Here is a 26,181-nt window from a genome sequence, read left to right as displayed (position 1 = left end):
ACTTTATTTAAGGAGAGTAGCTGTGTTGAACCTAAAAATAGAGTTTGAACAAATGATCCAAGAGCTTAAAAGCCAGGATGACAGTGAAGTATATAAGCTGAATGTCCTGACTTACGAGAGCCCTGTCATGTTTGCAGGAATTGATCCTGCGAATCATCACCGCCAGCTATACATTGATCTGGGCACGGAAGCATGGGACGATAATCAGGAAAAAGCACTGCCGAAATGGCGAGGCATGTCAGTCAAAGTAGAATATTTTGAGAAGCTTTTCCTGCTTAAGCAGCATTATTTCCTCGTGATCAGACAGGAGGACGAACAAAGCTCCGAAATTTTTGATGTTGTCCTCCAGAATCTCGCTGAACATTTAGTAGCTGAAAAGGAAGAATCTCTGTTTTCGACTGTCTATAAAGTACTTGATCGATGGAGGACTTTCTTCCAGCGCGGAGGATTTAAGCGGCTTTCTGAAGAACAGCAGCGGGGGCTCTTTGGAGAATTATGGTTTATCAATGAATGGCTTGATAAGCACCCTGGCCAGCCTCCTCTCATTATTGAACAGTGGGAAGGTCCGACAAAGGGAAGAATTGACTTCAAAGGCACCAGATGCGGGCTCGAGATCAAAACCGTCATTGATAAACTATCAAAAACCATTAAAATATCTAATGAGAACCAGCTGAAGCTAAGTGAAGCCGTATCTTCTATTTATCTATATGTCTGTTTCCTCGAACAAAGCAGGACACATGGCATGAGCCTCCAGGAGCTGGCAGGACAAGTCCGGGCCAAGCTTGCGGAGCGATCTGAAAGAATCGCCCTTATTTATAGTGATTTGATGACTGATCTTGGTTTTAGAGAAGAAGAATATGGCGATATCTTATTTTTCGTGGAAAAAACAGAGGTTTACGAAGCTGGGGAAGATTTCCCTCGTCTTTTAAAGGAACATCTGCCGAAGGGAATTTCCCATGTAAGTTATAATATTGATCTGACTCATTGTTCCGATTATGAGAAAGATCCAGAAACCATATACCAAATGTTTAGAGTGGAAGGGTAAAAGATGATAGAAACTAGACAAAGAAAAGAATTTCTCCTCGATTTCATGGAGGAGCTGGAAGAAAAAGCGATAAAAACAGGCAGCTATCAGGTTCCATTCCTGGAAAAAATGATTTCCTTTATGGACAGGCCGGATGATCCGGAAATCCTGATCCCTCCTTATAAGGATACGGGAAAAAACATTGCCGTAAATGCCTATTCTTTTGATGACGAAAATCATGTATTAGATCTGTTTGTGGCTGATTATAATTTTGAGCAGAATGAGGAAGATCTGCTTTCAATCAACATGACTGCTGTTGCAGAAATCGCCAATCGGGCGAAGCGTTTTGTCACAAATGCCAAGTCCCTTCTTCAAACAATTGACCATTCTTTGGAAGCTTACGACCTTGCTAAAGTCATTGATGAAGAAATAGACAGCTTAAACGAGATTAATATTTTTGTAGTGACAAATATGTACTATGCTTCAAACAAGCCGGTAGAAATGACAATTCCTGGCATTGAGACCGTGAATGTTCAAGTATGGGATATTGACCGAGTCCAGCAGCTGATCACATCTGAGCAGGCTATAGAGACAGACTACATTGATTTTGAGAGAGATTACGGTGAAACATTTGAAATGATGTTTGTTCCTGACCCTTCAAGCGGTGTAAAGGAATTTGACTGTTATGTAGGCTATATTTCAGCTGAGCTTCTTGCTAAATCCTATGACGAATGGGGCCAAAAGCTTGTTGAGCGAAATGTTCGTTCATTCCTGCAGGCAAGGGGCGGAACCAACAAGGGCATACGCGATACGCTTAAAGATCCATTCCAGCGGAAAATGTTTGTCGCCTATAACAACGGCATTTCAACTGTAGCCCGAACAGGCGACTTTGAGCCTGTAAAAGATGGAGTAAATCAATATAAAATAACAGGTCTTAGCGGCTGGCAAATTGTAAACGGCGGCCAAACGACGGCTTCCATCCATAAGGCTTATAAAGAGGGAATCAGCCTAAAGGATGTATACGTCCAGGCAAAACTTACAATCCTTCAGGTTAACGAATTTGTTTCAAAAGATCAGCACCTGCTGGAAGATGAAATGATTTCCCGAATTTCACAATATGCCAATACGCAAAATAAGATCAATAAATCGGATCTATTGGCCAATACACGCTTCATGTCCGACCTTGAGAAATTTTCGCGCAATATCTGGATTCCTGCAAAAGACGGAAGAAGACCAGAAAGCAAATGGTACTTCGAACGTGCCAGAGGCCAGTATATGGTGGATATCAACCGCCGCAAGCGAGGAAAAGAACAGACCGATTTCAAAAAGCAGTATCCGAAAGATAAAGTCCTTACAAAAGTCGATCTGGCTAAATACTTCATGTCATGGGAAGGCTATCCTCACGTTTCCAGTAAGGGCGGAGAGGAAGCATTCAAGAAGTTCATGGATCTGAACAAGAGCTTCTGGAGCGGCAGCACACAGGATAAGATTACTCTATCCGTCTATCAGAAATTAATTGCCAGAGCCATCATTAATCAGCGCGTCAAAGAAATCGTTGATGAAATGAAGCTGAGAGGCTATAAGGCAAACGTCATTTATTATACTGTGGCAATGCTTCACCATATCTACAGCGAGCAAATTGATTTGGTTGGTGTATGGGAAGAACAATCACTATCAGAAAAATGGGATGATATTATCCGTATCATTGCAGATAAGACTTTGTCCTATCTGAAAGAATCTGCCGGAGAGCGGAACGTGACGCAGTGGGCGAAGCAGGAAGCATGTTGGATTCAGTACAAAGCTACATGCTCTAAGGAACTCAAAACCCTAATTTAACCATAAAACACCCTTATCTTGTATAAATGAGATAGAGGGTGTTTTGTTTTATTAATTTCAACTTAAGTTATTTTATTTCATTTCTTAACATGTTTATTAGTTATATGAATATAAAGATATTAAATTAATGAAGAGCCATACCTCTTCTTAAGACAAGAAAAATTTTTTTATATTCTTGGTGTTCTCTTACTATATCACCAAAGGTTCCCGTTTCTTTTATGTATTCTGGTTTAAATATAAAGCACTCAATATGTTGGATTTGTTCAAACATTGTGTCTGTGTGGACAATATCTTCTTCCCAGAATGGTTCTCCACACTTAACACAATGTGGTTGTAGCTTTTTAATCAATTTTTCCACAATATCCCTCCTGTCAATATATTCTATTATTTTTAGGAGAGATAATCTTGTTAGTTCACAAAACTTTCAAAAATTAATATATAGGATATTAAATCATCATTACAGATAAAGAAACATTTAAAGAAATTCCTCTTTTAGTTTCCTTACATAATTTGCTATAATTTGATTATTTAGATACTGGAGGTACATTGAAATTGTTTTTTGATAAACAGAGCCAAGAAGAGCAAAAGGAATACATTAAACTATTACAAGTAGTAGGGTCATTATCAAATTTATTTAGTGAAAGTAGAACCCCCTACCTATATTATCGAGCAGCAGAAAATATATTCTGTAGGGCTCTTAATGCAAATAATTTATCAAGGGGTGATATTTCTTTTGATGCCTTTAAAGGTAGTGTGGGTATAGGACTGAAGACCTTTGTCCATGGTAACGGAAAGAAATTTGAAAAGGTTGCAGAGTTTAACAAAGATATTGAAAAGTTCAGAGGTTTGAATGAAGAAAATATAATGCTAAAAATTGCTGAGCTTAGAAATAACAGAATAGCGGCAACAGAACGTGCACACAATACATCTAAGAAGATTTACCATTTAGTGACACGAAAAGATGGTATGTTTGAAATACATGAAGAAGAGATGCATTATATTGATTTGGCATCAATAAAGTTAGACAGAAAGAAGACAACTGATAAAAACATTTTCTTTAAAGATAAGTATAATCATTATAAATTCTATATTGCTAAATCTACTTTATATAAACAATTTTTATGTAATAATCCTATTGCTAAGTTTGATGTAGAGGTATTAGATGATCCCTTCCAATTATTGTTAACTGACCAAAGTGAAGAATACTATATCGCACATGAACAAGACGAGAAATTTGAACAAATTTATCTACCTCTTTACAGCGCACGATCTGGAAAAGTGGAAGAAAAGAGTGGCTTAAATCAGTGGAATGCAGGAGGTCGAGATAGACATGAAGACGAAGTTTATATTCCGATTCCTAGTTGGATACATCAGCAATTTGAAGGATTCTTCCCTTACGATCCCCATTCTGATGAAAAGGAGCCGTTTATTTTAGTACTTCCAGATGGAAAAGAGATTGACGCAAAAGTATGTCAGTCAGGCGGAAAGGGATTTATGTCAAAACCTAACAAATTATTAGGTCATTGGATTCTACGTACTATTTTACAGGTTCCTGTTGGTCGACTAGTTACATATGAGGATCTAGACCGGGTGGGGATAGACTCTGCACTTGTCACTAAAATAGATGATTATCGGTTTAAGATTAATTTTGCCAGTAAAGGCTCATATGCTGATTTTGAGGAAGAGTTTAAGAATTAGGGATCTTATATATAATTTTGTATTTTATTGACTTTTTAATAGAAAATTTTGTGTTTAAATAGTTTCAAAAAATTAATACCTACAATTGCTCTATACAAAAGTGGATTCATTAAATTACTAAATTCGTAAGGTGAGACGTTATCGATAAGAAATAAAATTACTTGAAAGAATTTAGTATTTAAGCTAAAATCGACAATATATGATAATATAATAAATATATCTCAAATAAGAGAACATATATTCGATTTGGTAGGAGGACTGTGAATGCCATATACAGTTGCATCACTATTTGCTGGAATAGGTGGAATAGACAAAGGGTTTGAACAAGCAGGTATGAATATTTTATGGGCCAATGAAATGGACAAGAATGCTTGTATTACTTATAGAGAGAACTTTAAGCATACATTGAAAGAAGAAGATATCCGTAAAGTAAGTGAACACGAAATGCCGAAAGTGGATGTATTAACGGCAGGCTGGCCGTGTGTTGCATTTTCTGTAGCAGGAAACCGTCACGGGATGAAATATAAATGTCATGAATGTGAACATGAGCATAGCGTTACTTATAATGAATATGTTAATGGAGCCCTTTGCCCAGAATGTGGGGGGTATACGGAGGCAATTGACCCACGAGGCACTTTATTTTTTGACGTAGTTCGTTTTATTCGTGCAAAGGAGCCAAAGGCATTCTTTTTAGAAAATGTAAAAAATCTAAAAGGACACGATAACGGTAATACATTTAGAGTTATAGAACAAATGCTTAGAGAAAGTGGATATCATATTGACAGTAAAGTTATGAATACAATGGAATATGGTAATATTCCGCAAAATCGGGAACGTATTTTTATTGTTGGATTCAAGGATGAAGAGGCATTAAATAATTTCGTTTGGCCAGAAAAAATTCCGCTAACTAATACAATTGACAATATTTTAGATCGTGATAAAAAACAAGATCCTGCTTTTTATTACACTTCTAATAGTCAATATTACGCTATGATACAAGAAGCAATGACTCGTAGAGATACTGTTTATCAATTAAGAAGAATTTATATTAGAGAAAATCAAAGTAATGTTTGTCCTACTTTGACTGCTAACATGGGAACAGGTGGGCATAACGTACCTTTGATTGTAGATGATTGGGGATATAGGAAATTAACTCCTAAGGAAGCATTAAGGTTTCAAGGATTTCCTGTTGATGATGATTATAAAATTCCAGAAAAAATGGCAAACTCTCATATTTACAAGCAAGCAGGAAATGCAGTAAGTGTTCCTGTCATTAAAAGACTTGCTACAAGTATGATTGCAGCACTTAATAGTGCATATGAAAACACTGAAGTAAAAACAAACAAAACTTCCTTATCAGTTTAAAGAGATCCCTTGGGGTCTCTTTTTACTTGTTCTTGGGCAACGGCAATAAACTCACCTAACTCCATTATTACCTTTTCCAAGTCATTTTTTATTTCATGTTCCCAGACTCTCTTAATGTTCCAGCATTTCTTCTTATAGTATTCATCAACTTCCTTGTCCCGTTCAATGTTCCTAGCAAGTTTCTTTATCCAATAATCAGTATTGCTTTTTGGCATAATAGCATGTAAGGGGCATTGATGCCAAAAACAAGAGTCTATAAAGATTGCTACTCTATACTTCTTAATAGAAATATCAGGTTTTCCAAATAAATCTTTAGAATTTCTTCTGAAGCGAAATCCTTTTTTCCACAATTCTTTCGAAACTATACTTTCGAGTTTTGATATAGATTTAATAGCCTGCATGTTTTTCTTCGTTGTTCCTTTGTAATCTTATCCGCCATAATATACTCCTTCCATTTTTAATTATTATTACCTTTAATAAATTGTTATAAACAAATAAAACAGAAAGGAATTATTTTCGCGCTAATATTAATAATTCAATTGTAATTACATTTTACAGCCTAAACTTCAAATCAAAACTAGTTATCAGTTCAGAAGTTCTTTTTATTTAAATTGTGAAAAGGTGATTACCACTTTAAGTATTAATTAGTATCTTTTGGATATCTCCATAGGAGATGGTTAAAGCCCTTGTGACATTTCTTGGATAGTTTTGTATATCTTTATCTTATAAAATAATTTATTTAATAATTTAAGAGTAATAAATAAATAGAAGGACTCTTTGTTATAAATTAGAATCATGAAGTAGTTCAATAAGGGAATTAAGATATTAATAGTAATTAATTGTATATTAAAAGGTATAATTGTAAATAATATGGAAGTCGGTTAAATATGGTTAACTTTAAAAAGAGGCTTACATCAAACCAATCATCTCTGGAAGATGTGGCGTCAAGCAACCCTCGTGGACAAATCCTTCTATTTGGCTACGGGAGGCTGACGCTTTTTAACTAATATCCCTACCAATTTGTCAATCCCTGTCGATCTCTTCCAATTTGTATAGTAAAATAGAAGTATATGAATAAAAATAGAGAGGGGTCGGTGGGCATCCATGAATGATTATATACAGATACCGGCTGTTTTGCAGTCGTTGGATGATTTGCAGGATGGACGTCTGAAAGCATTTCTTTCAAAGTGCCAGCAGATTTCCCTGAAGCAGTTATCCTTGGACCCTTTAAGAACACTTTATGTTTCAAATAAATTTGAATTTATTAATATTGTAGAAGAGCTTTCGTTAAGGGGTTTTTCTTTCCATACAGAAAAACCAAATAATATCCTGCCTTCCAGTGTGGTTTCAACCGAAGTTGTAATTTACTCACCAGATAATAATGGAATGTTCCAGAAAATTGATTACCAGATTCTTGGGCTGTCAGGGTTCAATCAGAGGTTCAAGGTTGATACTGATCAGTTTTTTCATTACGTGCCAATTGAAGGCTTTAAAACCATTAATCGAAATATTGATCTTGCTCTGCTAGAAAAGGAGCTGTCAAAGGCTGGTTTTAATTTGAAGGAAGCTGCCAGTGGTGTAATTAATGAAACAGCAACTCCATTTTTGCCCAATGGAAATGAGGAACCAAAATCTGTCCTTGAAGATGTAACGAAAGAGGAAGAACCAGGGGCCGAAAAGCAAATAAAAATTACCGAAGCATTTTCAGAAGATCGATTTTGGATGTTCCGTAATTTTTGCTCAAGAATAGGAATTACGTATATCACAGACATTTCTCCAAATCATCTGGAAGAGCATAAACGAAGAAAAGGTGTCAGCCCAGCCAAGTTTAACCAAGTAAAGGAACGTCTAAATAAATTGCTCCAAAAAGAAAGTGCAAATGGGGAAAGTATCAATCTAGAAACAGAGAATTCGATAGATGTGGTATTTGCAGACAATCAATATAATACTTTTCGAAAGTATTGCAAAGAAGCCAGTATTCAATTTGTTGAAGAGATAACAGAGAAGCACCTTGGGGGTTATGCATATCAGCTTGGTGTTGGTGTCGGAAAGGTTAATGCTATTGAGGAGAGATTGAATCTTTTCCTTTCTGGAGGTATTCGATCTGATGATTCTGTCCCTTCAATCATTATTGAAGATATTTTTACGGATTTTAAATATAGGTCATTTTTTGCTTTTTGCAAACAAAAGGGCATTAAGACGATTAACGAACTTACAGATAGCCACTTTAATGAATATGGCATGATGAGGGGCGTAGGAGTTGGAAAAGTCAAGGTAGTAAAAGAAATCGTGGAAAAGCGACTTGAATTACATAAGGGCTTGGGGAATCAGGAACATAACAAACAATCTCTAACTAGCATAAATGCAGTATTCCATGAAAATATATACCGCTCTTTTCGTATGTTCTGCGCGGATCATTCCATTGAGTCAATCTTCGATATTATGGGTCAACACTTGTTGGATTTTAAAAATACAAAAGGTGTTGGAGAGAATCGCGTAGTGGCTGTTGAGAAAAGGTTGAGTGCCGAGCTTGCTCTTCATCAGGCAGAGGGTGTATTTGCAGACCAAGAAGATCCTTTGTCCGTAGGTTTGCATGCAGCAAATCTTAAGATTGAAGAGATCTTCATGGAGCGGAAGTACACTACCTTCAGGCATTACTGTGAATTTAGGCGAATTGCTACTCTTGGACAAATCACATCAGAACACTTATATGATTATTCCAAACAGCCAAAAGTAGGAAAGAAGAAGTTTGAAGATGTTATGAAAGTACTTGGTTTATATGCAGATAATAAGTCTGATAGAACAGATAACTTATTCCAATCAGGAGAGATTTTTGAAGCGATTAAAGAAATACAAGTACAGGCTCTATTCTATAATTACGGTTTTCAAACCAAATCGACCAGTCTTTTGACGATTAAAGAAATTGAAGGCAAAGAATTGTCGATGCTAAAAGTAGAATTCGAACCGCAGCTCCTTATGAGTTTGTCACAACTGCTTATGAAACAAAAGACACCTAGCGCGATTATTAGTAATATGAACACAAACCTTCCGGATAGGGACTATAGTATTATTATGCACCGATATGGAATGGGGATGACCCTTGATGAAACCGGTAAGCAATTTGGAGTTTCGAGAGAAAGAGTAAGACAAGTCGCAAAAAAAGCGATCAAAAAGATGGCTGCTTACCTTAAAAGACAGCATTTCCCTGAGATCGTAAAAGTTTTATCCCCTCATGAAGCATTTATCACCGGAGATCAGTTCGTCGAGCTTGTCGGTTCGGAGTTTTCATTTATTGTAGGACTATTAAAACAAGAAAATATATTATTGGATTACTATGATCGATTGGGAATCTTCTTTTTATCTGATGTTGATAAAAAGGACCTTAAACAAGTCGAAGGATTTTTTGATGATCTTCCAGTGGTTTTTTCGGCAACAGATTTCCATCAGTCTTTAGAAGAAATACTTCAGACAATCGGAATCGAAAATCCAACGGAAGAAATGCTTCAGCGTATGTTCGAAAAGGAACGCTATATAAGATATGGCGAAGTCTACTCAAGATCTCGCCTGTCCATGAATCAGGTGCTGAACTATATGTTTGAACATCATATTAAAGAGCCTTTGCGGGTAGATGAAGAGGGTGCAGCCTATCTGCAACAGTTAGCCAAGAAACACTTAGCTTATAATCTTGGTACAACTCTTCGATCAATTGACGCAAGAATTAGGGATACTGAAGATGTTATCCTCGTGAACAGTTCAACATTCCAATACTTTGATAGCGAAAGTTTCGATGTAGAGTTCATATCTCAGATTGAAGACTATCTTAATGAGCAATTTGAGATTAAGGAAGTTGTGAACACAGAGGAAATATATGAACATTTTCACAGGCGGATTGAAAAGCTTGGTATCATTAGCAAACTGCATTTATACTCCTTAATTCGCTATTACCTTGATGACAAATTCATTATTGGTAAAGGCAATACGTTAAATATTTTCAGGAATGAAAATGCAAAATTAAGCCGTGAAGACAGCTTAATTGAATACATGAAGAAACACGGCGGTCAATGTACGAAGAATCAGCTACTGGAAGTCATGAAGCCTTTGTATAAAATAGATTTAACAGTTGGCCAATCAGATCAGCTCATTCCCTGGGGAACAAATTCCGTCATCCTGGTAGAGAAATTGAATTTTTCAGAGACAGAATTAGAACAATTAAAACAGTTCTTTTTAGCTGGATTCGAAGAAGGCTTTACCACAGTAAATAAGCTGTATAAGGATATGGTGTTTGATCGGAAGTTATCGGTTCTTTTGAGAAATAAAGGGATTGATGAACCTGGTAAACTTCCCGCCATTATTAAAAAAATGATTCCAATTGTAAAAGGCCATACGAATTTTTTATACTTGGACGGATGCAAATATGATTCTGTAGATAAAGTCATTGAGGATAAATTTCCAGGCGAAACCTCAAGACAGGAAATAAGAGATCTTTTACTGGAATATGGTTATAAGGAAATAATGGTCGGAAACATCATGAAAAGAATAATGAATCATGGTCTGTTTACTGAGGTGGACTTTAATGTTCTCTATCCTTCTAAAAAGTTTGAGGTAACTGATGAAGTTTTACAGGAGATAAAGGCCTTTTCTGAAGAAGTCCAAGGGGGAAAAGCATATATTGCAATCAACAATCTTAAGGGGTATAGAAGAAAGCTTCCTTCAATCCAATTCAGGTGGAATCCCTTCTTGCTGACAAGTATGCTTGAGCTGTGTGGATACAGACAGATAAAGAAGAATATTAGCGATTACCGTTATGATAAATTGATAGTCGTTAAAGAGAATAGTCCGCTTAAGACGTTTGAAAACCTGGTGCTGTATATTCTTGAAAATGAATACACAGGAAATATGCACGAAATTAGCATTTATGATTATTTAATGGCGAATGGAATTGTCAGAGAGCAGGAATATAACCACAAAAAGGTTCTGCCATATGAAATTCGAAACTCAGAAAAGCTTGAATTCGATGTTCTTGGCTATGTAACAGTAAAGAAGGGTGATAGTCATGTCGTTTGAGAGTCTGAATTTGAAATTTAAATACCGTTCAGATGCAGACCAGATTCACGCTGACTTTTACAGCAAGGTGATCGAAAGGTCAGTACAATATGATCGTGCCGTGGGTTATTTTACCAGCTCCAGTCTTGGTGTAATCGCCAAAGGGCTTGAAACCTTCTTGCATTCAGACGGATATATAAGACTGATTGCGAGCCCTCATTTGACAGCAGAGGATATTGAGGTCATTCGTTTGGGATACAGAGCCAAATATGACGTTATTGCAAGCAGTCTTCTCCGCGAAATTGACATGTGTGAGGACACAATTCGTGAGGATCCCCTTAATACATTGGCATGGCTTATTTTTGAAAACAAACTAGATATAAAGATCGCTTTTACTGATAACAATAGCTTGTATCATGAGAAGTTTGGTATTTTTTATGATCAGGCGTGCAATCGTATTGCTTTTTCTGGATCTGCAAATGAAACACTTGGCGGTATCCGCGATAATTTTGAAAAAATAGATGTTTTTTGGAAGGATTATGACAGGACTCGTATTGATGATATGGTTGAGGACTTTGAAAGACTATGGAACAATACGACGAATGGCCTAACGATCATTGAGATGCCTGACATCCTTAAAGAAAAAATTACCGGTTATAAAAAGGAGAGGAAGCCAATAAAACGCCATGAGATTATTCCTCGTCCTTATCAGCAGGAAGCAATAGATGCGGTTAAAGCCAATAACTGGAATGGGATATTAGAAATGGCCACTGGAACAGGAAAAACGATTACGAGTCTGATGATTGCGAACGAGTTTTTTAAAGTACAAGGCCGCATCTTCCTGACGATCATTGTGCCGTTTACCCATCTTGTTGAGCAGTGGGAGGAAAACTGCCGCTTGCTCGGGTTTACAAGTTTTACTACCTGCTTTGGGAGTAAAAGATCATGGTATGGAAAGCTACAAACGGATGTCAGGGATTTCAATGCAGGGTTCGTTCTTAAGCATGTTGTGATTACTACTTATCGAAGTGCAGCATCTGAAGAGTTTAATAGCATGGTAGAAAAAATAAGAGGAAAAGGATTCCTGATTGCCGATGAGTGCCATTATTTTGGAGTCAGCAGCCTCAGAAATAATAAGCTCGGAAGCATAGATGCTAAACTTGGGCTGTCAGCAACTCCAGACCGCTGGTGGGATGAAGCCGGTACGAACTATATTAAGGACTTCTTTGGTGATACCGTCTATGAATATGATATGAAGACGGCCATTAGGAACGGTGCTCTCACTGAGTATACCTATAAACCTTTTATAATTGACTTGACAGAAGACGAGATTGAGAGATATGAGAGATATACGAAGAGGATAATTACTCTTTTCGGTCAGGAAAAACCCGACAATGAAGAGATTAGTGACCTGAACCGGAAGCGTGCTCTAATACTGAGCAAAGCGGAAAACAAAAAGGAAAAACTTCTTAATATTTTCCGTGAGAAAAAAAGAGAGGATGTTTCTCATATACTCGTTTATTGTGCACCAGGCGAGGTTGAAATGATTACAGGACAGCTGGCGAGTCTTGGCTATCGTGTGCATCGCTTCGATTCGAAGGTCAGCCTTCAGGACAGAATGCAAATTCTTAAGTCATTTGACAATGGGGCGATACAAATTCTCGTTGCAATAAAATGTTTGGATGAAGGGGTTGACGTCCCGAGCACAAGGACCGCCTATTTCGTTGCGAGCACTTCGAATCCACGTGAATTCGTCCAGCGGCGCGGGCGAATATTGCGGACGTATCCTGGCAAAAACATTGCAGAAATTTATGATTTCGTTGTTTTGCCTAGAAATACCAGTGACCAGCTCTTTAAATCCATTGCTTCAAAAGAAATACCGAGGTTTGCAGAATTCTCTCAGTACGCGATCAATAGCTACACGGCAAGGGAGGTTGTAGGAAGAGAACTCAGTGCTTATTCTCTTGAATACTTGATGGATAAGCTGCCTTGGGAAGTATACAGAGAATTTCAAACGACAATGGGGGCTATATAATGAACATAAATAAAGATATAGAGAAAAAAATTAAACTGTTTCCTGGGGAACTGTCAGATGTTGCAAGAATCCTCCTTCAGGAATTGGAGGCCGGACGCAGATCCAATGCCAGCATTGAAGAGTTAATTCGCGATGAAATCCGTGAGTTGGTCTTAGAGGAGGAAGTGAAATGAAACTAATTGAAATTGCGCTTCAAAACTTCCGCCAGTTTTATGGAGACCAAAAGATTGAATTTGCCAAAGGTGATCAGAATATCACCATCGTATTCGGTGAAAACGGAAAAGGGAAAACGGGTATTTTCCGTGCATTAATGTTTGGTTTGTACGGTAGCACCCATATCCAACAGGATAACCCGAAGGAAAAAATCCACCTTGTTAATCTGTTGGCGATGGAACGAAATCCGAATATGCCGATCGATTGCTCAGTGAAAATTACTTTTGAGCATAAAGGGAAAACGTATGTCATCCAGCGATTTGCGAGAGGGTACAAGGCAGGCAAGGATATTACAGAGAAGATCATGGATGTAGAGCTTAATATTGTGGATGTACATGGAAATTATTCTGCTGAGCCGATTACAGATGAAAACGAAATTAAAAATATCATGAATACAATTTTGGATGAAAGCATTAAGGATTTCTTTCTGTTTGATGCCGAAAAGATTGAGACGTTGGCCAAAACAGATGCAAAGGTGAAGGAAGAGGTTAAAAACGGAATTGTGAAGCTTCTTCAGATCGACAAACTGGAAGCAGCTATCAATCTTCTAAAGAGGCTGCATTCTTCTGAAAAACGGAGAATTACTTCTTCATCTCAAAGTCTGGATCTAACCAGAAAGCAAAATGATATTGATGCCTTGACAACTGAAATCGCCAACATCCAGGAAAAGGTGAGCCTAAAGGAAGAGAATATGGTATCATGCTCGCTTGAAATTGAACGGATTGAAGCCCAGCTTGCTGAGAACCAGGATGTAAAAAGGATTCAAGAAAAATTGAATACAGAGAAGGAAAAGAAAAACCTTCATGTACGACTGGCTAAGGACAAGAAGAATGAAATTAAAACCGAACTCATTTCGAATGGGTTCCACATAATGATGAAGGATACCTACTATTCGGTGAAAAATTATCTAGATCAAATTTTAGTGGATCAAAAGGATTTAATTCCTATCGAAGTTATCGAAAAGTCTCTAAATGAGCTGGTTTGTGCTTGCTGTGGAAACAACCTGCATGAAAACAAGGAGCATTTTACACATATTGAACTGCTGAAAAACAACTTTAAACGTTCAGAATTAACACCGTTAATCACGCAAATTACTTCTAGCATTCATGATTATGGAATGGAGGAACAAGAGATTATGAATGCGATTGAAACAAAGCTTCGCGAGTTCCGAGAGATCAAGGACGGAATTGAAGAAATCGAACGTGAGATTGATAAGTATAACAGTGATGTTCAGCAAAAAGCCCAGGAACAGGAGAACCTCAGGAGTCTAGAAAGTACATTGAATGAAAAGAAAGGTTACCTTCGTGATCTTGAGGTTGATGTGAACTCATTAACATTTCAGTCGGCAGAAAAGGAAAAGCAGCTCGATGCATTGGAAAAGGAATTTACCCGCTTGCTTCGAGACAATGAGAGCTTACGGATTGATTCTAAGATTCTTCAATACATCGAAACACTAAAGAACCAATTCGAAGTATTATTTAAAGAATACAGCGACGATATGCGCTTGAAGCTAACAACAGAAACGACCGAAATCTTCAAGATTCTGATTGATCGAAAAGATAAAGATTTAGTTAAGCGTATTGACATTAATGAAAAATACGAGATTGCTATTATTGGTTGGGATAACATCAATATCACTCAGGATATCTCACAAGGTCAGCGCCAGGTTGTTGCATTATCGTTTATCACCTCACTGGCAAAGGTTGCAGCGGGTGGATCAGAGGATATTAACTTCCCGCTATTCATGGACACGCCATTTGGCCGTATTTCCGGGAATAATCGCGACCATTTGATCGATAATGTCCCTAATTTGACTTCACAATGGGTACTGCTCTTAACCGATACAGAACTTTCCAGAACAGAAGAGATCCGTTTCAAGAGTACTGGCAAGCTTGGGAAATGGTATAAGCTAGAGCAAATTGAACCAGGTCACTCTAACATTGTACCTGTCCAAATAAATGAAACTATGTCAACCAGGGGGTAAACAATGGACTTTTTAGCTGATCAGGCATTGGTCTATACAAGTAAGAAGTATGAAGAAATCTATTTTCACTTCAACACGAAATTTGAAGTAAAATACCAGGATCTCTTTTTGCTATGTGCCAGCATTGGTTTCAAGAAGAACCGCAAAGCTTCAGTAGGCGAACGTGGCCGTGAACTTAGAACGAATTATCTAAAAGTTAAACAAAAAGCTACGGTCTATTCCATCATTCTTAGCGATGAAGAATTAGGCAAAAACATTGAGGCATTCGAAGAATATGACTTCCCGCGAAAAGCAAGAAAACGTATCGAAGAATATGCAGAAGGCGGAATGGAGATTCTCGTTGAAGAAGTATTCGGAAGACGCTGGGATGGAAACCAACTTGATCCAAATTACACTGAATATGAGGTTGATTTACTTACCTATATTTATGCGGATTCTATAGCGGTGCCGTTTTAAAACTATGATTCATCGTAACTTTTTGTGATTTAATGAAAAAAAAGAGAACACTCGATTCTTTCAGCAAAAACTACAATTTTTTACAAAAAATGCATAATCCAACTGCATATTATAACATGGGGAAAAAGATATGGGTTATGGGATTTTTTTCTATAAACGCTACTTCTTAACCAATTAAAATATTATATGAAGAGGGCTTTATTATATATTACTATATGACCTAACTGAAAATTGTATAAGGTCTTTTCAGATGGATCGAATATATAAGTAATCGTCTAGGAGAAAAGATAAGTTTCTCAGTGATTTGCAGTCCGGGTATATGAATATTTAAGGTTGAAGAAGTTTGGAATGTAAGCATATGATAAATAGGACGGTTCTTTTGCTTTCGTAAGGAAAGTAAAAGAACCGTTTTGTATTTAGCTTGAATCTTAGTGACTATAATTCATGTCTTAGGTTGTATGGTAGTCAGGATGTCACAAAAAGAATTCCACCATCGTTATATATATGAGCGAGATTAAGAGAGGGAGGTGAAAGATGGCAAGGTAGTGAGCGAAATAGTAACTCCCGAAAGCTAGAATTAATAAGTTACCTTTAGTCTTGAGGCGTAACGAATGGGCCAATTTTTTATGACCTATTTAATACGCCAGTAGAAAATCAATCAAAAAAAGAAAAGGGGTACAACAATATGACACAACGTATTAATTACATGCAACATTCACCAGAATTTTTCAACAAGATGATTGCACTGAGCAATGTGGAGAAGGAAAGTTCAATTGAGGAGAAAATCATTCATCTCGTTCACATTAGAGCTTCACAAATGAATGGATGTGCATTTTGCGTGGATATGCATATCAAGCAGGCAAAGATCCATGGCGAGGGTGAGCTTCGCCTTTATCATATCCCGATTTGGCGCGAATCCACTCTGTTTAGCCCACGCGAACGAGCAGCGCTTGAATGGACTGAGATTTTGACTAAGCTGCCTGCACACGGTGTTCCTAATGACATTTATGACAGTGTTCGTGAGCAGCTATCAGAAAAAGAACTATCAGATCTTACCTTCTCCATCATGGCAATCAATGCCTGGAACCGTATCAGCATAGCTTTCAAAACGGTACCGGGTTCTGCTGACGCAGCTTTTGGATTGACTAAAGCTGGACTATGAGCGGTATAAACCCGTAATTATCATGGGCTTCTGCAGTTTAAGCCGTACAAAAAAAGACCGGTAAGATGGAAGCAACCATCTTATCGGTCTCCGTATAAATAGAACCCGAATGAAATCTATGTTTATACTCCTGTATGCTTCAGTTTGTCTGGGTTTCGGACAATGTATATGTTCCGGATCAAATTTCCCTCTGTATGAATGATTCCCACCGTATGAATGCCATCATTAGAACGTTGTATAAAAGCAGGCTGTTCGTTAATTTGACTGATTTCAATTTGTGGAATTCCCTCAAACGTTGATGCTTTGCGTAAAACGCCGAGAAGAAAGCGTACAACGCGATCACTCGTTTTAATTGGAAAAATAGCAGCCTTTGCTTTTCCTCCACCATCAGAGACCAGTATAACATTAGGATCCAGCATAGATACCATACGCTTCATGTTCCCCTGTTTGAGTGCTGCCAGAAAGTCAGTAATCAGTTCATTAGGGGCTGTTTCAGTATGAACAAGCTCTTCAGAGGTAATCCCCATTTTTGCACGGGCACGACTGAACAGTTTACGGCAATTCACCGTGCTTTTTTCCATGAGCTCAGCAATTTCTTCATAGTCAAAGCCGAGTGCCTCACGCAGGACAAAAACAACACGCTCCGTTGGTGTAAGCCGTTCAAGCAGTACAATCATCGCATAAGACAATAAATCACACCGCTCGACTGAATCGATGGAATCATCACTCGAACTCGAATGAAACAGGGGCTCTGGAAGCCACTCTCCAAAATACTGCTCCCGTTTTTTGCGCGCTGATTTTTGTAAATCATAACATCGATTTGTGACCATTTTACAAAGATAAGCTTTAGGCTCGGATAGCTTCTCCTTCGGAACATCATATAATTTCAAAAACACATCATGCACAACATCCTCTGCATCAGAGGCAGATCCTGTCAATTGATAGGCGAGCTTAAACAGCAATCCTTTATATTGCATGTACATTTCCTGCATCATTTCACTTCCAATCTTATTGTGCCAAATGCTGATTTAAAGCATAGGCTACAAAAATAAAACGAGGTAAGGAGAGTTTTTGTGACAAATAGCAGAGGTGCTCCTGAAACATAACTCGTGGTACTTAATGTGATGGCTTAGGAAGATTTTGTTTTCTTACTAACTATAAACGGCTGAGGAGTTGAAATACCGCATTCTAGTAAATATATAGCAGTAAATGAAGGGCTACTTTTTCAAAAACAGGTGAATTTACTATAAGACTTGGAATTTATATATATTATATCTGAACCACATTGCTTGTAAGAACAAAATATGGTTAATTTGGTTATTAAATGATAAAATTTACAGTTGTAAACCCTAAAGAAATGGGGTCATAATATGAAATCCTACTGGCTTTGGATCCTATTAAATATGGTTGTTTGGCCTTTTGCTATTGCTTATCTTAACCTTCCCATAAATCAATTACCATTTTACCTTTTTGGGGTAACATTTTACTTCCTGCTCTTTTTTCTCGTTCCATTGATCGAGAAAAAGCCCATTGTTTTATTTTTCATATTAGGTACTAAAACGGTTATTGCAGTAGCAACCCTATTTCCCTACAATGATCAGTTTAATCCCTTTCTTATTCTCATCCTTTCCCTTCTAATCGCTGAGGGCTTTTATCGGCTTCCGTTTCGATACAGTATAGTGAATGGGGCAATTGGTGCATTCGCATTAGGGTTCACCACTTTATACAGTAATCTGGGCGGGTTCCTTCAGACTTTCATAACTGTATATATCATATTCCTTTTGATTGCTCTCATCCATTTTAAAAAAACCAAGGAACATCTAATGGATCTTGAAGCACGCCACGAGGCTATTTTCAGTGAATTTCGCGATTTAAAACGGCGAGCTGTGTCAGAGGAGGAGCTTGCCAGGCAAGAGGAGCGAGTCCTGATTGCCCATGAAATCCATGATTCAGTTGGTCATAAGCTGACCGCCCTTATCATGCAGCTGGAAATGTTTCGTCTGCAAACCTCTGAAAACGAACAGGAAAGAGTAGAATCATTAAAGGAACTGGCTAACGAAAGCCTCAACGAAACACGCAGGGCCGTAAAATCTCTTAAGGCAAACGACACCGGCGGGCTTCCAGGCATCCTGCGGTTAATTCGCAGGCTCGAACTGGAAAATATGATGCACATTCATTTCTCCGTAAAATACGGTGCCTTTTCTGCTCCGTTGACTGGTGAACAATCCTTTGTAATCTACAGATCAGTACAGGAAGCATTAACCAATATCATGAAGCATAGTGATGCGAAAGAAGCAGAAATCACCTTCGAAGCACCAGGCGGCAGAATATTCCGATTCGAAATTCGGAACCCGGCTACTGGAACGGATGGCTACCAGGAAGGCTTTGGACTAAGCCAAATGCGAGAGCGGTTAGAGAAACATAATGGTGGAATGAAGGTGTACCAAACTGAAGGACATTTCATAGTTAACGGATTCATTAAAATAAGGTAATTCTCGTAAAGGCTTTTGAGCGCTTATTTAAGTATTATCACTGAGTTGATTGAAGCGGAAGGTGCGAGACTCCTGTGGGAGTAGCGAACCAGGGGAGACCCCGCAGACGCGCAGCGGCGAGGAGGCTCCCGGTAGCCCCACGGAAAGCGAGTGCCTGCAGCGGAAATCAACGGGCTCCATTCAAAAGCACTTATACCAATAGTTAAGAAAAAGTCAAAAATTATCGTGTGCAGGTGATAACCATGATTCGAATACTCCTGGCAGAAGACCAGGTAATGGTAAGACAGGGCTTAAAAATGATGATTGAAACCGAACCTGAATTCAAAGTCACAGGCGAAACAGATAACGGCAAAGAAGCCATAGCCCTTTGTGAAAAAATGCAATTTGACATTGCCATTCTTGATATCCGTATGCCTGTAATGGATGGACTAAAAGCGGCAAAGATCATCCAATCCCGCTGGCCCCAAACAAAGATCTTAATGCTGACTACCTTTGATGACGATGATTATGTCATGGAGGCCCTTCGAATAGGCGTGAGCGGCTACATTCTAAAAAACGGTGACACGGATTCGCTGCTCCGTTCGATCCGAAGCGCACTTAAGGGCGGGTTATCCATAGAAGAAGGGGTGGCTGCAAAGGTCGTTCCCCAGTTAATGAAACAGCAGGACACCAAGAAACCGGATCCTTCCCTAACACCCAGGGAACGGGCCATCCTAAAATGCATTGGAGAAGGGCTCAGCAATAACGAAATCGCAGAACGGCTTGCCATTTCCACAGGCACCGTAAAAAATAATACCAGCCAGATTTTGACGAAGCTGGATTTAAGAGACCGGACACAGCTCGCCATCTATGCCATCCGCCATAACCTTGTCTAAATCAGATAAAATGATGAAAGTAATGGTGAAATACATATCTCGTGACGGGAGACAGTAGTGATGCTGTTTCCTTTTTTATATCCTGAACCTATCAACTAAATAAAGGAGTGTGGAACCATGCTCGAAACCGTAAAACTGACGAAAAGCTTTAAAGATAAAAAAGTGGTGGATGAAATTAACCTATACTTGCATGCAGGCGAATCAGTCGGCCTGCTGGGGCCGAATGGTGCGGGTAAATCAACAACGATTTCCATGATTGCATCCCTCATTAAGCCGACTTCCGGGGATGTGAAGCTTGATGGGAAAAGCACGATCCAAAACCCTTCAGATCTTCGAAAAGTTCTGGGAGTAGTACCTCAGGAAATCGCTTTATACGAGGAGTTATCAGCGTATGAAAACCTGAAGTTTTTCGGAAAAGCCTACCGGGTGGAGAAAGAGACCCTGGAAGTCCGTATTCAGGAAGTGCTGGATATGGTCGGCTTAAAGGATCGCCAAAAGGAGCTGATTAAAACCTTTTCAGGCGGAATGAAACGAAGAATCAACATCGCTGCTGCGCTGCTTCATAATCCGAAAATCCTCATACTCGATGAACCGACTGTCGGCATTGACCCCCAGTCACGAAACCATATATTAGAAACTGTTCGGGAATTAAATCAAACCCAAGGCACTACCGTCCTGTATACGAGCCATTACATGGAGGAAGTCGAGCAATTATGCAATAGGGTCTACGTCATGGACCATGGAAAAATTATTGCTACTGGGAGCAAGGAAGAATTGCTGAGTATTTTATCCAGTGAAGATACCATCGTGGTTCAGCTCAGCAAGAGAAGTGAAGCATTCACGGATAAAATTAAAACATTGCCGGATGTTCTTCAAGTGGAACAAACGAGTGAGGGCCTTCGCATTCTGGCGAAAAAGAATCATCATCTTTTAAGCAGCCTTGTGCACGCTGCTGAAAAAGAAGGCATTCAAATCATGAACTATCAAGTAGAAATTCCAAGCCTGGAGGACGTCTTTCTGCACCTTACAGGTAAAACATTGCGGGATTAAGGAGAGGTGAAAAATGGGTGCTTTTATAAAAAAAGATCTTCTGGTTTTCTGGAGAGACCGCAAAGAGATCTTAATGGCATTATTGCTCCCCATCCTGATCATTGTGATCTTGAATTTTGCCTTTTCAGGCCTTTTTAAGGATGAAAAAGCGATGCAAATAGATATTTCAGTGGTGCAGGAGGATGATGTGAAGAAGGGGAAGGGACAATTTGCAGCTGCTGTGGAAGCAAAGGGGTTATCACCTGAAGAAAAAAGTGCAGTACTTGCAGGAGCAGATCAGCTTGATCCTGTAAAGCTTATTCATGATTTTCTGAACAGCTCTGATTTGAAGGAATGGGTGAATGTAAAGGACTTCAGTGAACAGGAAGCAGCGGAACAAGTGAAAAACGGGGAACTGGATGCGATTATTAAAATTCCAGAAGGGTTTACGTTTGAATCGTTATCCGGTGTTCTATTAGGGGAAACATCTCAGGGGTCCGTAACCATTTTAGCCGAGGAGGAATCGGCAGAGGTCAGCACCCTTCAAGAGGTCGTCCATACCTTTGTAAATACGGTAAATACGCAGTTTGCCCTTGGGAGTAAAGGAGTCCAGGCCACAGCAGAACCCATTTTGCCAAAGGGAGGCAAGGAAGTGGTTGAAGGGGATGATGGTGCTGATGCGTATACCATTTCCCAATATTTCACGATCGCAATTGGCACTCTTTTTGCCTTATTTATGGCTCAAACGGTTTCGTTAAAAACGATGACAGAAAAGCGGGAGCAGGTGTTCAACCGGATTTTATTAACGAATAGCCATCCGTTGTCCTTCTTAATTGGGAAAACGGTATCAGCTTTTATTCTCGCCATTCTGCAATTCGCGATTACCCTGACGGTTGTTCAATTGCTGTTAGATGTATTTCCGGATAAATCATTCACGTTTTGGGCTGGATTAATGGTTGTCCTGATCGCATTTGCCTTAACGGTAGGGGGACTTTCCGCTTTATTTACGGCTCTTACACTCCATTTAAGCGACACTAACGCAGCAAGTGGTATATCTACCCTGGTCATTATGGGGTTTGGCGTTCTGGGCGGAAGCTTCTTCCCGCTGGAAGGACTTCCGGAGCCTATTCAAAAAATCGGCGAATGGACACCAAATGGCCTGACACAGACAGCCCTTATTGAATGGGTTCAATATAGCCATTTCAATGACTTGCTATTCCCGATTACTTTTCTTATGGGTGTTTTTATTATTTGTTTTGCCATCAGTGTGTTAATCTTTCCAAAAAGGGGGCGAAGCTGATGTATCCAGTGTTTTACGCGCAATTTCTAAAGGACAAACGAAAGCCGCTCCTAATCCTGACATTTATTGGCCTGAGCATCTTAGCTACGCTCATTTTCGGAAACTCAGCCTGGCAGACGAATACCACTGTTTCTGTGTTTGCCTCCGGGCCAAATGCAGAGGAGATTGAACAAAAATGGGTAAAGTTATTAAATAAGGATAATGAAAATACTGAATATGTTATATCAGAAGAAGGGGAAGCACGTGAACAGGTTAGAGAGGGGAAAAGGGATGTTGCCATTCTATTAATGGAACAGGATTATCGCTTAATAACCGCATCAGATATGCCCAACATTCAGCTGATCGAGCAGGAGGTTCATAAAGTATTTACGGAGGAAGCACAGCTTCAGGCGATCGCAGGCTCAGCAAATACAGCTGAATTAAGAGAAGAAATCGATCGCTACCTGGAAAAACCGCCCCTGACCGTTAACACCAAAAGCGTGAATGGCGGAGAATTGACTAGCCATAATATGGGGACCCAGCTCCTGTTTGGCTTTACCCTGTTTATTGCCATGTTCACCATTGGATTTAAGGTTAATGGCATTAATGCGGATAAAGTTAGCGGGGTTTGGAACCGTTTGAATCTTTCCCCAGTAAGTAAAACAAATATGTATACCGGTCATTTACTGTATAGTTTTTTCATTGGATTTTTTCAAATGGCCGCTGTTTTTCTGATATTCGAATATGTCATGAACTATGAAATAGGGCCGCTTTCAATCATTCTGACGATAGCCGCCGTCTTTACATTAAGCAGTGTAAGCCTGGCTATGCTTGTTGCCGGCTTTACCAAAACGCCGGAAAAATTCAATATGGTTTATCCATCTGTTATTCCGCTGATCCCGATTATCAGCGGTGTATATGTACCGCCGGGTGTAATGGATAATCCGGTATTCACCTTTTTTGCTGACCTGTTCCCAATGGGTTATGCGGTTGAGGCTATGATGGATGCTGCTCTCTTTGGTGCAGGCTGGAGTGAGATTCTGCTGCCGGTTTCGTTAATGATGTTAATTGCTGTTATTTATATGGGGATTGGGATAAATTTAGGAGAACGTGGTAGGAGGTAAGGCATAGGCTAGGTTCTTTCATTTACCCTTTAGCTCTCTTCCTTATTAAAAGAAATAAAAATAGACAAAAAGAGACAATGTCTCGTTTTGTCTCAGACTGTCGACAAACTCGATGAAAATCGTGCTTGTCTTCAGTCTTTTTTATTTTAAAATAGAAGTAATACAATGCTTGAGGTGAGTAAAATGCTTTCAAAACATAATCCAATTCAACGGGATCAAATTGAAATGATTGCTTTAGACGAACTTGTACCAGCGGACCATTTGGTTCGCAAAATTGAGGCTGCGATTGATTTCTCATTCATCTATGACTTGGTAAAAGATATGTATTCAGAGGTAGGGCGCCCAAGTATTGACCCTGTAATATTAATTAAACTCTCATTTATTCAATATACCTTCGGTATTCGCTCCATGCGTCAAACAATTGAAGAATTGAAAACGAATATGGCTTATCGATGGTTTTTAGGCTATGGTTTCCACGATAAAGTTCCTCACTTCTCAACTTTCGGTAAAACTATGAGCGCCGATTTAAAAACACCGATCTCTTTGAACAGATATTTTACCGAATCTTAAAAACTGCAACTGAAAAGAATTTAATTAGTGCTGAACACGTTTTTGTAGATTCTACGCATGTAAAAGCGAGTGCAAATAAGCGCAAATTTGAAAAGAAAGTTGTTCGAAAAGAAACACGTGCCTATCAAGAACGCCTTCAAGAGGAGATTAACCAAGACCGTGAGGATCATGGAAAAAAGCCGTTTCCACCAGATAAGTTTGATAAGGAAGAATACAAAGAAATTAAGGAGAGTACAACGGACCCAGAGAGTGGCTACTATGTAAAAGATGAGCGTACAAAACAGTTCGCCTATTCTTTCCATGCGGCCGCAGACCGCAACGGCTTCGTGCTAGGCACAATTGTAACCCCGGGTAACACGCATGATAGTCATATTTTAGAGCCATTGGTTGAACAAGTCATCGAGAAAGTTAGTAAACCAGAAGCTGTTGCAGACGACGCTTATAAAACACCTGCCATCACGAGCTACTTATTGAAAAACGATATCACACCTGCTTTACCTTACACACGACCTCGCACAAAAGAGGGTTACTTCAGAAAACATGAGTATGTTTATGACGAGCATTTTGACTGTTACATTTGCCCAGCTGGTGAGATATTAAAATATACAACGACTACAAAGGAAGGGTATCGTCAATATAAATCAGATCCGCGAATTTGTGCTGGATGCCCTTTCTTGTCTCAATGCACACAGAGTCAAGCACATCAAAAACTGATTCAACGACATGTGTGGGAGGAACACGTGGAAGAAGCAGATCACCTTCGTCACCATCAAGACGTCAAACCGATCTATGAGAAACGCAAAGAAACAATTGAACGTGTATTCGCAGATGCAAAAGAAAAGCATGGCATGCGTTGGACAACCCTAAGGGGACTTAAAAAATTGTCGATGCAGGCGATGCTTACTTTCGCTGCCATGAATTTGAAGAAGATGGCCAACTGGACTTGGCAAAGTCCAGAAATGGCCTAAATGATGACCTCGGAGAGGTCTAGAATTCTCTAAAATCCCTTCAAATCCAATAAAAAATCAAAAAAGAGGTTCGGAATGAGACTATTCCGAACCCCTTTTGTCTACAAACTGAGACAAAAAGAGACAATGTCTCGTTTTGTCTATTTTTTTGAACGTTTTTACACAGAATTGACTTCTTTTTTTGGCACGAAAAAAGTAGATGAAATAAATTTTCCAAGGAGGCTGCATCTTAGCTTTCCTTGTGCACCAATTCATGACTTTGATGACGGTGGTTTCAGGGAATCCCTTAAGAGGATCCCCGTAAAATTAAATTAAGACAATTTCCAAGCAGGAATTAATGAGTGGAAATTAAAAAAGTAACTCATTATTACGTGAATGACAGAATACAAAGCTAATGTTGTTATATAGGTAAGAAACCAAATAGTCAAAGGTTTTTTCATAAAAAGATAGAGCAGAAACATCCCAACAGGAAAAGGTATTAACACAATTAACCAGATGGGGGCACCTAATGCTTCCGTAATGGATCCTAAAGATACCACTGAAGTTCCAATTATGAATGCTGCTAAAACAGAAATGGCATTCTTAGTAATGATACTGCCGAAAAAATAAGACAAAGAAGTAAGAGATACAGCTAGAACAAAACTTAAAAAATAGTTCATATTAACCACCTTTGAATTTTATTACTAAATTATACCAAAAATATCAAAGGTGAAATGTTTTATTTTAGTAAATATTTAAGCAGTTTCATTTACTTTTTTTCTAAGCTCTATAAACAAAAGCAACTGCTAAAGCTAAAGAGAAATAAGAATAAATAGCAGAGCAACTACAAAATATATATTCGAAAAAGTATATTTATCAATCCAGTTGAACATGCAATCATCTCATCAGCATGCGAGCAAGGACCTGATCTTGTTGGATGTGGTTTGTGGAGGACTGGCCTTGCTCGTGCAGGTAGTTTGTCCAGGTTAAACGGGTTTATATGCATCCAAACTATTCAACATTATAGAAAAGTATCAATTCTATTTTTA

At 38.8% G+C, this 26,181-nt stretch carries 19 protein-coding genes and 1 pseudogene; 16 read left to right on the top strand and 4 right to left on the bottom strand.

What is annotated here, in order from left to right; genetic code table 11:
• Nucleotides 1–22: 22 nt before the first annotated feature.
• The gene (locus IRB79_RS17260; protein WP_243503666.1) at nt 23–1,045 is read left to right on the top strand and encodes a PD-(D/E)XK motif protein; all 1,023 of its coding nucleotides are present in this window, start codon (nt 23–25) and stop codon (nt 1,043–1,045) included.
• A gap of 3 nt (nt 1,046–1,048) precedes the next feature.
• Nucleotides 1,049–2,860, top strand: a complete 1,812-nt coding sequence (locus tag IRB79_RS17255; RefSeq protein WP_243503665.1) for an AIPR family protein — start codon at nt 1,049–1,051, stop codon at nt 2,858–2,860.
• Between the two features lie 124 nt (nt 2,861–2,984).
• Here the strand turns inward: IRB79_RS17255 and IRB79_RS17250 are convergent, their stop codons facing one another.
• Nucleotides 2,985–3,218, bottom strand: coding sequence for a hypothetical protein (locus IRB79_RS17250; RefSeq protein WP_243503664.1), 234 nt, complete (start codon nt 3,216–3,218; stop codon nt 2,985–2,987).
• Nucleotides 3,219–3,412: 194 nt separating this feature from the next.
• On the opposite strand from IRB79_RS17250, the gene IRB79_RS17245 reads away from it, so the two are divergent.
• Nucleotides 3,413–4,558: a phospholipase D-like domain-containing protein gene (locus tag IRB79_RS17245; RefSeq protein WP_243503663.1), complete on the top strand. Its 1,146-nt coding sequence runs from the start codon at nt 3,413–3,415 to the stop codon at nt 4,556–4,558.
• A gap of 264 nt (nt 4,559–4,822) precedes the next feature.
• Nucleotides 4,823–5,923, top strand: coding sequence for a DNA cytosine methyltransferase (locus IRB79_RS17240; RefSeq protein ID WP_243503662.1), 1,101 nt, complete (start codon nt 4,823–4,825; stop codon nt 5,921–5,923).
• Here IRB79_RS17240 and IRB79_RS17235 read toward each other — a convergent pair.
• Nucleotides 5,920–6,324, bottom strand: a complete 405-nt coding sequence (locus tag IRB79_RS17235; RefSeq protein WP_347815337.1) for a very short patch repair endonuclease — start codon at nt 6,322–6,324, stop codon at nt 5,920–5,922. The two genes, IRB79_RS17240 and IRB79_RS17235, sit on opposite strands and share 4 nt — an antisense overlap.
• Nucleotides 6,325–7,027: 703 nt before the next feature.
• Here IRB79_RS17235 and IRB79_RS17230 point away from each other — a divergent pair.
• The 6 genes from IRB79_RS17230 (at nt 7,028) to IRB79_RS17205 (ending at nt 16,816) form a co-directional block, all read left to right on the top strand.
• On the top strand, nt 7,028–10,987 hold the full coding sequence (locus tag IRB79_RS17230) for a sigma factor-like helix-turn-helix DNA-binding protein (protein WP_243503661.1): 3,960 nt from the start codon (nt 7,028–7,030) through the stop codon (nt 10,985–10,987).
• A complete protein-coding gene (locus IRB79_RS17225) occupies nt 10,977–13,001 on the top strand; it encodes a DEAD/DEAH box helicase family protein (RefSeq protein ID WP_243503659.1) in 2,025 nt (674 codons plus the stop codon). The genes IRB79_RS17230 and IRB79_RS17225 overlap by 11 nt, the downstream gene beginning before the upstream one ends.
• Nucleotides 13,001–13,174, top strand: coding sequence for a hypothetical protein (locus tag IRB79_RS17220; RefSeq protein WP_243503658.1), 174 nt, complete (start codon nt 13,001–13,003; stop codon nt 13,172–13,174). The genes IRB79_RS17225 and IRB79_RS17220 overlap by 1 nt, the downstream gene beginning before the upstream one ends.
• Entirely contained in the window at nt 13,171–15,198 is a 2,028-nt protein-coding gene (locus tag IRB79_RS17215; RefSeq protein ID WP_243503657.1) for an AAA family ATPase, read from the top strand. The genes IRB79_RS17220 and IRB79_RS17215 overlap by 4 nt, the downstream gene beginning before the upstream one ends.
• A gap of 3 nt (nt 15,199–15,201) precedes the next feature.
• Nucleotides 15,202–15,654, top strand: a complete 453-nt coding sequence (locus IRB79_RS17210) for a hypothetical protein (RefSeq protein WP_243503656.1) — start codon at nt 15,202–15,204, stop codon at nt 15,652–15,654.
• A gap of 685 nt (nt 15,655–16,339) precedes the next feature.
• Nucleotides 16,340–16,816: a carboxymuconolactone decarboxylase family protein gene (locus tag IRB79_RS17205; RefSeq protein ID WP_243503655.1), complete on the top strand. Its 477-nt coding sequence runs from the start codon at nt 16,340–16,342 to the stop codon at nt 16,814–16,816.
• A 122-nt stretch (nt 16,817–16,938) separates the two neighbouring features.
• On the opposite strand, the gene sigJ is transcribed toward IRB79_RS17205, so the two are convergent.
• The gene (gene sigJ, locus IRB79_RS17200) at nt 16,939–17,808 is read right to left on the bottom strand and encodes an RNA polymerase sigma factor SigJ (protein ID WP_243509502.1); all 870 of its coding nucleotides are present in this window, start codon (nt 17,806–17,808) and stop codon (nt 16,939–16,941) included.
• Between the two features lie 378 nt (nt 17,809–18,186).
• Here sigJ and IRB79_RS17195 point away from each other — a divergent pair, with 378 nt between their 5' ends.
• The 6 genes and pseudogenes from IRB79_RS17195 (at nt 18,187) to IRB79_RS17170 (ending at nt 25,153) form a co-directional block, all read left to right on the top strand.
• Nucleotides 18,187–19,308: a sensor histidine kinase gene (locus IRB79_RS17195; RefSeq protein ID WP_243503654.1), complete on the top strand. Its 1,122-nt coding sequence runs from the start codon at nt 18,187–18,189 to the stop codon at nt 19,306–19,308.
• A gap of 242 nt (nt 19,309–19,550) precedes the next feature.
• On the top strand, nt 19,551–20,183 hold the full coding sequence (locus IRB79_RS17190) for a response regulator (protein ID WP_243503653.1): 633 nt from the start codon (nt 19,551–19,553) through the stop codon (nt 20,181–20,183).
• 117 nt (nt 20,184–20,300) lie between these two features.
• Entirely contained in the window at nt 20,301–21,233 is a 933-nt protein-coding gene (locus IRB79_RS17185) for an ABC transporter ATP-binding protein (RefSeq protein WP_243503652.1), read from the top strand.
• A gap of 13 nt (nt 21,234–21,246) precedes the next feature.
• Complete coding sequence (locus IRB79_RS17180; RefSeq protein ID WP_243503650.1) at nt 21,247–22,512, top strand: ABC transporter permease; 1,266 nt, start codon at nt 21,247–21,249, stop codon at nt 22,510–22,512.
• Nucleotides 22,512–23,615 carry an ABC transporter permease gene (locus tag IRB79_RS17175; RefSeq protein ID WP_243503649.1) on the top strand — a complete coding sequence of 368 codons (1,104 nt, stop codon included), beginning with the start codon at nt 22,512–22,514 and terminating at the stop codon, nt 23,613–23,615. Before IRB79_RS17180 ends, IRB79_RS17175 begins: the two co-directional genes overlap by 1 nt.
• A 183-nt stretch (nt 23,616–23,798) precedes the next feature.
• Nucleotides 23,799–25,153: pseudogene (locus IRB79_RS17170) on the top strand (IS1182 family transposase).
• A gap of 311 nt (nt 25,154–25,464) precedes the next feature.
• Here the strand turns inward: IRB79_RS17170 and IRB79_RS17165 are convergent.
• Nucleotides 25,465–25,812: a hypothetical protein gene (locus tag IRB79_RS17165; RefSeq protein WP_243503648.1), complete on the bottom strand. Its 348-nt coding sequence runs from the start codon at nt 25,810–25,812 to the stop codon at nt 25,465–25,467.
• Between the last annotated feature and the right edge of the window lie 369 nt (nt 25,813–26,181).

Origin of the sequence: Cytobacillus oceanisediminis (assembly GCF_022811925.1) — a bacterium.
GTDB classification, from domain to species: domain Bacteria; phylum Bacillota; class Bacilli; order Bacillales; family Cytobacillaceae; genus Cytobacillus; species Cytobacillus oceanisediminis_D.
This window is presented reverse-complemented; position numbering and strand designations above follow the sequence as displayed.

What these genes read in the sequence shown, in the direction of transcription:
- IRB79_RS17230 (WP_243503661.1), top strand. Translation starts at nt 7,028, where the DNA reads ATGAATGATTATATACAGATACCGGCTGTTTTGCAGTCGTTGGATGAT.
- IRB79_RS17255 (WP_243503665.1), top strand. Translation starts at nt 1,049, where the DNA reads ATGATAGAAACTAGACAAAGAAAAGAATTTCTCCTCGATTTCATGGAG.
- IRB79_RS17240 (WP_243503662.1), top strand. Translation starts at nt 4,823, where the DNA reads ATGCCATATACAGTTGCATCACTATTTGCTGGAATAGGTGGAATAGAC.
- IRB79_RS17220 (WP_243503658.1), top strand. Translation starts at nt 13,001, where the DNA reads ATGAACATAAATAAAGATATAGAGAAAAAAATTAAACTGTTTCCTGGG.
- IRB79_RS17205 (WP_243503655.1), top strand. Translation starts at nt 16,340, where the DNA reads ATGACACAACGTATTAATTACATGCAACATTCACCAGAATTTTTCAAC.
- IRB79_RS17180 (WP_243503650.1), top strand. Translation starts at nt 21,247, where the DNA reads ATGGGTGCTTTTATAAAAAAAGATCTTCTGGTTTTCTGGAGAGACCGC.
- IRB79_RS17210 (WP_243503656.1), top strand. Translation starts at nt 15,202, where the DNA reads ATGGACTTTTTAGCTGATCAGGCATTGGTCTATACAAGTAAGAAGTAT.
- IRB79_RS17215 (WP_243503657.1), top strand. Translation starts at nt 13,171, where the DNA reads ATGAAACTAATTGAAATTGCGCTTCAAAACTTCCGCCAGTTTTATGGA.
- IRB79_RS17175 (WP_243503649.1), top strand. Translation starts at nt 22,512, where the DNA reads ATGTATCCAGTGTTTTACGCGCAATTTCTAAAGGACAAACGAAAGCCG.
- IRB79_RS17190 (WP_243503653.1), top strand. Translation starts at nt 19,551, where the DNA reads ATGATTCGAATACTCCTGGCAGAAGACCAGGTAATGGTAAGACAGGGC.
- IRB79_RS17185 (WP_243503652.1), top strand. Translation starts at nt 20,301, where the DNA reads ATGCTCGAAACCGTAAAACTGACGAAAAGCTTTAAAGATAAAAAAGTG.
- IRB79_RS17195 (WP_243503654.1), top strand. Translation starts at nt 18,187, where the DNA reads ATGAAATCCTACTGGCTTTGGATCCTATTAAATATGGTTGTTTGGCCT.
- sigJ (WP_243509502.1), bottom strand. Translation starts at nt 17,808, where the DNA reads ATGCAGGAAATGTACATGCAATATAAAGGATTGCTGTTTAAGCTCGCC.
- IRB79_RS17225 (WP_243503659.1), top strand. Translation starts at nt 10,977, where the DNA reads ATGTCGTTTGAGAGTCTGAATTTGAAATTTAAATACCGTTCAGATGCA.
- IRB79_RS17165 (WP_243503648.1), bottom strand. Translation starts at nt 25,812, where the DNA reads ATGAACTATTTTTTAAGTTTTGTTCTAGCTGTATCTCTTACTTCTTTG.
- IRB79_RS17235 (WP_347815337.1), bottom strand. Translation starts at nt 6,324, where the DNA reads ATGCAGGCTATTAAATCTATATCAAAACTCGAAAGTATAGTTTCGAAA.